This window comes from uncultured Nostoc sp. (assembly GCF_964245445.1).
Classification (GTDB): Bacteria; Cyanobacteriota; Cyanobacteriia; order Cyanobacteriales; family Nostocaceae; genus Nostoc.
In genome coordinates this window covers 1-6,405 of record NZ_CAXTNE010000360.1, presented here as the reverse complement: position 1 = coordinate 6,405, position 6,405 = coordinate 1, and the positions used below count along the sequence as shown (strand labels likewise).

The following is a 6,405-nucleotide window of genomic DNA, read 5'->3' as shown; positions in this document are numbered from 1 at the left end:
GGGGAAGCAGGGGGAGAAGGGGAGAATAATAATTTATAACTCCTGACTAATGACTAATGACTAATCAACTCCACTGCATCTCGTTCATCGCAATTTTGTAAGTAAACTTTGACAACTTCTTCTTTAGCAGTAGGTAACTTCTTGCCAATAAAATCGGGGTGGATTGGTAATTCTCGGTGGCCCCTATCTACTAACACAGCTAAACGAATCACCTCCGGTCTACCGTAGTCATTGACTGCGTTCAAAGCAGCGCGAATCGTCCGTCCTTTGAAAATTACATCATCCACAAGTACAACGGTTTTCCCTGTCAGGTCAAAAGGAATTTCGCTTTTCGCTGGAGTCCGTAATCCGATTTTGTCGAGGTCATCTCGATAAAATGTAATGTCCAAAGCGCCGACTGACACGGCTACACCTTCTAGCGTCTCAATCTGACGCGCCAACAATTCGGCTAATAACGCACCTCTGGTATAAATACCAAGAAGCACCAGTTGAGACAAATCACGCGTCCTTTCTACAATTTGAGAGGCAAGGCGAGTCAAGGTACGACGGATTTCTTCGGATGAGAGAATTTCAACTACTTTGGCAGACATAGTGAGTGATAAGTTAGGAGTGATGAGTCAGGAGTTAGGAGTTTTTATTCTTAACTCCTGTACAGACAAGGGTTAATCGCGTCTCTAACTCCTAACTTTATATTTATCATTACCTATTTGGGAGTATTAAGAATATTGCGATCGCTATCCCTAACCATAGCAAAAAACAATATCGGGTCAACTGCAAAGCATTCTGAATGGAAGTTGCAGTAATCGGATAAATAGCATCTCCTAGCAGTGGTTTGTACTTAGCTACCCCGCGATACCAATTTGTACCCCCCATCTGCACGCCCAAAAAAGCAGCATAGGCGCACTCACTCCAGCCAGAATTGGGACTAGGATCGTTAATTGCATCCCGACGACAAATTCGCCAAACATGCATCGGTTTACCCGATAACAGCGCCAGAGTCACGACTGTTAACCGACAAGGTAGCCAAGTCAAACAATCTTCCAACCGCGCACAGAACCATCCCAAATAAGTATAGGGTGCTTCTCGATAGCCCACCATTGAATCAAGGGTACTGCTGGCTTTATATGCTAAAGCCAAAGGAGTTGGCCCCACAACTGGCACAAAGACACCAACAATTGCATAAAAAAGCGGAGCCGTTACCCCATCAGTGGCATTTTCTGCAACCGTTTCTAAAACGGCTCGGTAAATTTCTGTTTGTGAGAGGTTTTGGGTATCCCGACCAACGTAATTACTTAAAATCTTCCGAGCCTTCTCCAAATCTCCTGCTGTTAAAGGTTCTAAAACAGCCACTGCTGCGGCTCGTAAACTTCTGCCAGCAAAACAACTAGCCAAAAGAATGATATCTATTGTAATTCCCAACAACGGATGAACCAATTTGGCACTTTGAATAATCAAAAAGCCAACAAGTCCACTACCAATTATGAGGATAATACCTAGTAAAATTCCAGCTAGGCGTTGTGTTAGAGAATTTTGACACAATTGAAGAGAAAATTTGGTCAGATGAGAAATTACCCACCCCATAACTTGCACTGGATGAGGCCAATTCCAAGGATCGCCAATTAAGTAATCTAAAAGTGCAGCAATAATTAAGATATAGATGCTATTAGTCATAAGTTACGAGTCAAAGGTCAATATTTGGACTATTGACCGGAGCAACGGAAACGTCTCCGGCTCCGCTTTTGACTAAACCACAAAACTAGCTTCTTCTCCAAGGGCAGCTTGCCAGCTACGAGCATCATAATAAAGGTCTGCCAAAGTAATACTGTACAAAGCTTCTTTGAGCTTTTGGTTGAGTCTCTGCCATAGGCTAAATGTTACCCAATCTTCAGCTTGTGCAGGTGCTGGGGTGTGATGGGGTAAATGGCTAGTCTCGCCAACTGCTTCTAAAATTTGTCCTATAGATATTTGTGCCGGCTCTCTTGCCAATTGGTATCCGCCGATGCTACCACGAATTGATTTAACTATTGACGCACGACGCATTTCTATTAGTAGTTTTTCGAGGTAAGGAGCTGGGATATCTTGGCGTTTAGCGATCGCTCTTACAGATACAGGGCCATATTTTGGCTGTAAACTCAAATCTAGCAACGCCTTCACACTATAGTGTCCTCTGGTAGTTAGTTTCATTTTGGCAAGCTTTGTTGTTTGTCCTCTGTCATTTGTAAATAACCAATACTTTGACAACGCTCAGTACAAGTGACCAATAACCAATTATCAATGGTTAAGGATCAGTTTTACTTATCATTCTGTGACTCTGTTATCATCCTCAGCAAGTAAACAACTTTTCGAGCGTCAGTTTAGAAAACTTAAAACTTGTATAGTCTAGCAGTGATTCACTAACTATATATAGATAGTTATCAATATTGCCTGCGTTATCTAAAATAGATTGTCTTAGCAATATTGGTAACGGGATAACAATTGTGCCTATGAGTGTAATATACTTGGCTAGGTTGAGATAAAAACTAAAGGATTACGTTCCTATTAGCTCAACGTCAGCTAAAATAAAATCGATTCCAACACTTCAAACATTCATTTTCGACCTAAGTTGATGCCTAAACAGAAAAAAATTGAACCCCTACTCGGTGAAGAACTGCTCAAAAAAGTCAAAGAGCTAGAGAACGAGAGCAAAGAAGACAAAGCCAAAAAGTGCGGTTACTATACCGTTACCAAAAATGGTATAGAGCGCGTCAATATGATGAAATTCTTAAATGCCCTAATTGATGCCGAAGGCATTCAGTTGGATAGTACACCCAGTGCTAATGGGCGTGGTGGACGTAGTGCTAGCTATAGAATTAGTGTGCAATCGAATGGTAACTTACTTATAGGTTCAGCTTATACAAAACAGATGAATCTGAAACCAGGAGATGAGTTTATCATCACTTTAGGCAAAAAGCACATTCGTCTGAAACAGGTAGACCCAGAAGATCGGGAAGATGATGAAGACATAGACGCTACAGCTTAATAAATGGTCATTAGTCAATTGTCATTTGTCCTTTGTGAAAACCAATGACTATAAAAAGTCATTAGTCAATCGTCATTTGTCCTTTGTAAAAATCAATGACCAATGACTAATGACTAATGACCAATGACCAATGACCAATGACCAATGACTAATGACTAATGACTAATGACCAATGACTAATGACTAATAACTATATCTGTGGTCGGTAAGACTGGTAAATAATGACGAAGTGCCTTGCGCGTAACTGCTAAATTGCAGGTTAATGCAATTTGCTCTTTTTCTAGTAAACCCAAAATGCGATCGGGTTTATCTCGTGCTACCACTGGTAATTGATGCAAACCTCTAAGACTCATGCGGTCTAAAGCTTCAGATAATAGTTCATCTTGCCATGCATAAAGGATTTCAGTAGTACAAATATCTATGAGAGTTTGACTGGATAAATTATCTGGAATTTCAGTTGGCGAATTTGAGTAAGTTTGCCAAAGAGCAAGGGCACGGTTAATATCTTCCAGAGAAAGTATACCAATTAATTGCTCTGCTTCATCAATTACTAAAGCACTGCGGACGCGATCGCGGATCATTTCTACAGCTGCATCTAACACTCCAAGAGTTGCAGGTAACTTTTTTGGGCAGGGATACATGGCATCTTCTACCAAAATTTGCTGCACAATTTCTGCTTTTTCATCTTTTAATTCAGAAAGACCAATTTGTTGTAAGTTAGAGTTAGAGCTAAAAGTTGGTTTAATCCTTTCCACTAACCAAACACTCAAACCCACAGCTGCCATCAACGGTAAAACAATGCGATAGTCACGGGTTAATTCAAACAGCATTAAAATAGACGTTAACGGCGCTCTAACACTACCAGCCAACACAGCTGCCATTCCTACCATTGCGTAAGCTGGGGGAGCCGCCATCTGATCGCAAATAGCCGGGAATGCTACAGCTAAAATTTTCGCATAAGCCGATCCAAAAGAAGCACCTAAAAACATTGCTGGTGCAAACAAACCGCCGATGAAACCACTACCCGTACTAATCGCAGTCATCACTAACTTCACCACCAACAGCATCACCAATAGGTAGAGTGGAAATTCTACATCCTGAAGCATTGCTTCTACAGTTTCATAACCCACGCCCAGAATTTGCGGGAAGTGCAAAGCAACTGCACCAATCATCACACCGCCAATAATTGGATGAATCGCCTCAGGAATTTTTCCTAAAAAGGTGAAACCTGGAACCTTCCCAGCAAAGCAGGCTTTTACTCCTCGAATTGATTGAGTATAAGCCAGAGAAACTAGGCTAGCTCCTAAACCCAAGCCAAGGTAAAGGGGTAATTCCAAGGGACTGCGGACTTGGTAAACAGGTAAATCAAAAGCAGGTTGTGCCCCCAAACCAATTTGAGCAATTAATGCTGCTACTACCGCCGCTAGCAGCACCACACTCACACCAGAAGTAGCGAAAGATGTCGCTCCCATCACCACCTCTAGGGCAAAAAATACTCCAGCGATAGGAGCATTAAATCCGGCCGCAAGTCCAGCTGCAGCGCCAGCAGCTAAAAGCAAACGTTGTCGTTCTTGAGATACATTAAGGATTTCAGAGAACAACATCCCAAAATTTGCGCCAATTTCTACACTCGGCCCCTCTGGGCCCAAAGAAGCACCGCTCCCCAAAGAAACAGATGCAGCCAGCATTTTTGTCACTGGTCGTAGTGGTCGCCTAATCTCTGTTCCCTGAGAAGCGGCGATGAGAGATGAAAGTTCAGGGCCAAAGTCTTGAGTGCGCCAGCGCATCAAGCCAACGATTAATCCGCCAAGGGTGGGAACGCAGGCTAAAGTCCAAGCACCCCAAACGCCAATTTGACCCATTAAATTTTCCAGCATTAACTGGTGAATCAGCTGGATTAAATAGTGAAAGGTGACTACACCCATACCCGTACCACCGCCAATGAGCATGGCTAAAAACAGGACAACGGTTTCTGGGGATGGTTGAAAACGATTAATTAAGTGGGCTAAACGAGCGGAAGGTGTAGGAAAGGCAGGTTGTTCCGTTACCTTCCTCAGTTGAGTGGGAGGCAAGAGAGTCATTGAGAGGCGGGGTAAATGTAAGAAAAAATTTAAATTTTTATCTGTTACTTATCATTGTGAGCCATTATTTAGCAACCAGACAAGTAGACTTTATTTGCTTGATTTACAAAGATTTAGTAAAAAATGTCATTGTGCAAGTTTTTATGGGGAGAATGGTTACATGGGAGACAATTATTTAAGGGTCAGCGATGCCTAGTTTGGATGTAGCTGCGGTTAGTGGGGTGGGAGTGAGTGCCAACGCTATTCTTTCTAAAGACAACAAGTTTTTGTGGTCTGGGTGGACGCACCCACAAATATTAACGAGTAGTCCACCAAAGAAACTTTGCGGGGGTTTATGGCAAGAAAATCAAGTTATTTTCTTCCCCTGTTTCCCTTCACCCGTCATTTTTGTGCTGGTCGAGTACTAGGAGTCATTCTTGCCTAAATCTAGCTATACTCGTGTTGCGACCATTGAGACATCCTTGGTAGTAATACAATGTATGTGTGATTTATGGCTGATGTCAGACCATACTTGGAAGTCTGCTAAGTATCGATCGGAATTCAGTATAGCTATTGTTATAGAGCGAGTAAATGGACTAGGCGGACGAGGTAAATGAATATACACACCTTTCATAATCATTATGTTACTTGCCCAATTTGCCAAAGAAATAATACGCCCAAACTAGTTAAAACGCGCATGGGCTTGTTTTGCTGTCCCAATTGCCAGGAACGGCTAGTAGTTTGCCAAAGCGGTCATTATGTGCGCGATCCGTTTACTTGGAGACAATTGATGGTTGCTTCGTCGCTACGTCGTCAAAGCCGACCTTTAGCTAGGATTATCAGAGATTTTGTCTTACTGAAGCGTCCTATGGTGGCCTTGGCTGTAGGAAGTGCTATTTTCTTTAGTGCGATCGCCTTAACTCAAGAAAGGACAAACTACGATCACCAAGGGTTACCCACAACAGAGAAAGTTAATAAACCAGGAAACAACTCTCAGTAAATGGATTACTTTGGTATAAATCAAATCTTACTTTGATTTTTGTAATATTATAACTAAATACTTCTATGAAACCGTGTCTTATTGCCCCAAATAGGACACGGTTTTACATTATGTTTGCTGAAATACACATCCTAGTGCAACAGTAAACTTATTCGGTGGATGTCCACTTCGTAGTACTCCTTAATTCACTGTTTCTGAATAACTTCCTTAGAAGGTTCGTTCATTAAGTGGTAGATTCCTCTAGCCTTTATTCGCTCTCATACATCAGCTTACAGGAAACTATCCCACTAATAAAAAAGTATGGTAATCTACTTCTCAACAAGGAG

The 6,405-nt window shown here is 41.9% G+C and carries 8 protein-coding genes; 4 read left to right on the top strand and 4 right to left on the bottom strand.

Going from position 1 to position 6,405, the window contains the following annotated elements; genetic code table 11:
- Positions 1-53: 53 nt before the first annotated feature.
- From pyrR to ACFE90_RS34655, 3 genes are all read right to left on the bottom strand, one after another.
- Entirely contained in the window at positions 54-590 is a 537-nt protein-coding gene (gene pyrR / locus ACFE90_RS34665) for a bifunctional pyr operon transcriptional regulator/uracil phosphoribosyltransferase PyrR (protein WP_375506807.1), read from the bottom strand.
- A gap of 109 nt (positions 591-699) precedes the next feature.
- Complete coding sequence (cbiB, locus tag ACFE90_RS34660) at positions 700-1,671, bottom strand: adenosylcobinamide-phosphate synthase CbiB (protein WP_375506806.1); 972 nt, start codon at positions 1,669-1,671, stop codon at positions 700-702.
- Positions 1,672-1,743: 72 nt separating this feature from the next.
- Positions 1,744-2,184: an Rrf2 family transcriptional regulator gene (locus tag ACFE90_RS34655; RefSeq protein WP_100901398.1), complete on the bottom strand. Its 441-nt coding sequence runs from the start codon at positions 2,182-2,184 to the stop codon at positions 1,744-1,746.
- 421 nt (positions 2,185-2,605) lie between these two features.
- On the opposite strand from ACFE90_RS34655, the gene ACFE90_RS34650 reads away from it, so the two are divergent.
- On the top strand, positions 2,606-3,019 hold the full coding sequence (locus ACFE90_RS34650; RefSeq protein ID WP_375506805.1) for an AbrB family transcriptional regulator: 414 nt from the start codon (positions 2,606-2,608) through the stop codon (positions 3,017-3,019).
- 176 nt (positions 3,020-3,195) lie between these two features.
- Here ACFE90_RS34650 and ACFE90_RS34645 read toward each other — a convergent pair whose 3' ends face one another.
- On the bottom strand, positions 3,196-5,100 hold the full coding sequence (locus ACFE90_RS34645) for a chloride channel protein (protein WP_375506804.1): 1,905 nt from the start codon (positions 5,098-5,100) through the stop codon (positions 3,196-3,198).
- A 188-nt stretch (positions 5,101-5,288) separates the two neighbouring features.
- Between ACFE90_RS34645 and ACFE90_RS34640 the strand changes: the two genes are divergently transcribed.
- From ACFE90_RS34640 to ACFE90_RS34630, 3 genes are read left to right on the top strand one after another with little or no spacing between them, the layout of a single operon-like run.
- Positions 5,289-5,507 carry a hypothetical protein gene (locus ACFE90_RS34640; protein ID WP_375506803.1) on the top strand — a complete coding sequence of 73 codons (219 nt, stop codon included), beginning with the start codon at positions 5,289-5,291 and terminating at the stop codon, positions 5,505-5,507.
- Between the two features lie 9 nt (positions 5,508-5,516).
- Positions 5,517-5,696, top strand: a complete 180-nt coding sequence (locus tag ACFE90_RS34635) for a hypothetical protein (protein WP_375506802.1) — start codon at positions 5,517-5,519, stop codon at positions 5,694-5,696.
- The gene (locus ACFE90_RS34630) at positions 5,693-6,079 is read left to right on the top strand and encodes a hypothetical protein (RefSeq protein ID WP_375506801.1); all 387 of its coding nucleotides are present in this window, start codon (positions 5,693-5,695) and stop codon (positions 6,077-6,079) included. Before ACFE90_RS34635 ends, ACFE90_RS34630 begins: the two co-directional genes overlap by 4 nt.
- Positions 6,080-6,405 lie beyond the last annotated feature (326 nt).

What these genes read in the sequence shown, in the direction of transcription:
- pyrR (WP_375506807.1), bottom strand. Translation starts at nt 590, where the DNA reads ATGTCTGCCAAAGTAGTTGAAATTCTCTCATCCGAAGAAATCCGTCGT.
- cbiB (WP_375506806.1), bottom strand. Translation starts at nt 1,671, where the DNA reads ATGACTAATAGCATCTATATCTTAATTATTGCTGCACTTTTAGATTAC.
- ACFE90_RS34655 (WP_100901398.1), bottom strand. Translation starts at nt 2,184, where the DNA reads ATGAAACTAACTACCAGAGGACACTATAGTGTGAAGGCGTTGCTAGAT.
- ACFE90_RS34650 (WP_375506805.1), top strand. Translation starts at nt 2,606, where the DNA reads ATGCCTAAACAGAAAAAAATTGAACCCCTACTCGGTGAAGAACTGCTC.
- ACFE90_RS34645 (WP_375506804.1), bottom strand. Translation starts at nt 5,100, where the DNA reads ATGACTCTCTTGCCTCCCACTCAACTGAGGAAGGTAACGGAACAACCT.
- ACFE90_RS34640 (WP_375506803.1), top strand. Translation starts at nt 5,289, where the DNA reads ATGCCTAGTTTGGATGTAGCTGCGGTTAGTGGGGTGGGAGTGAGTGCC.
- ACFE90_RS34630 (WP_375506801.1), top strand. Translation starts at nt 5,693, where the DNA reads ATGAATATACACACCTTTCATAATCATTATGTTACTTGCCCAATTTGC.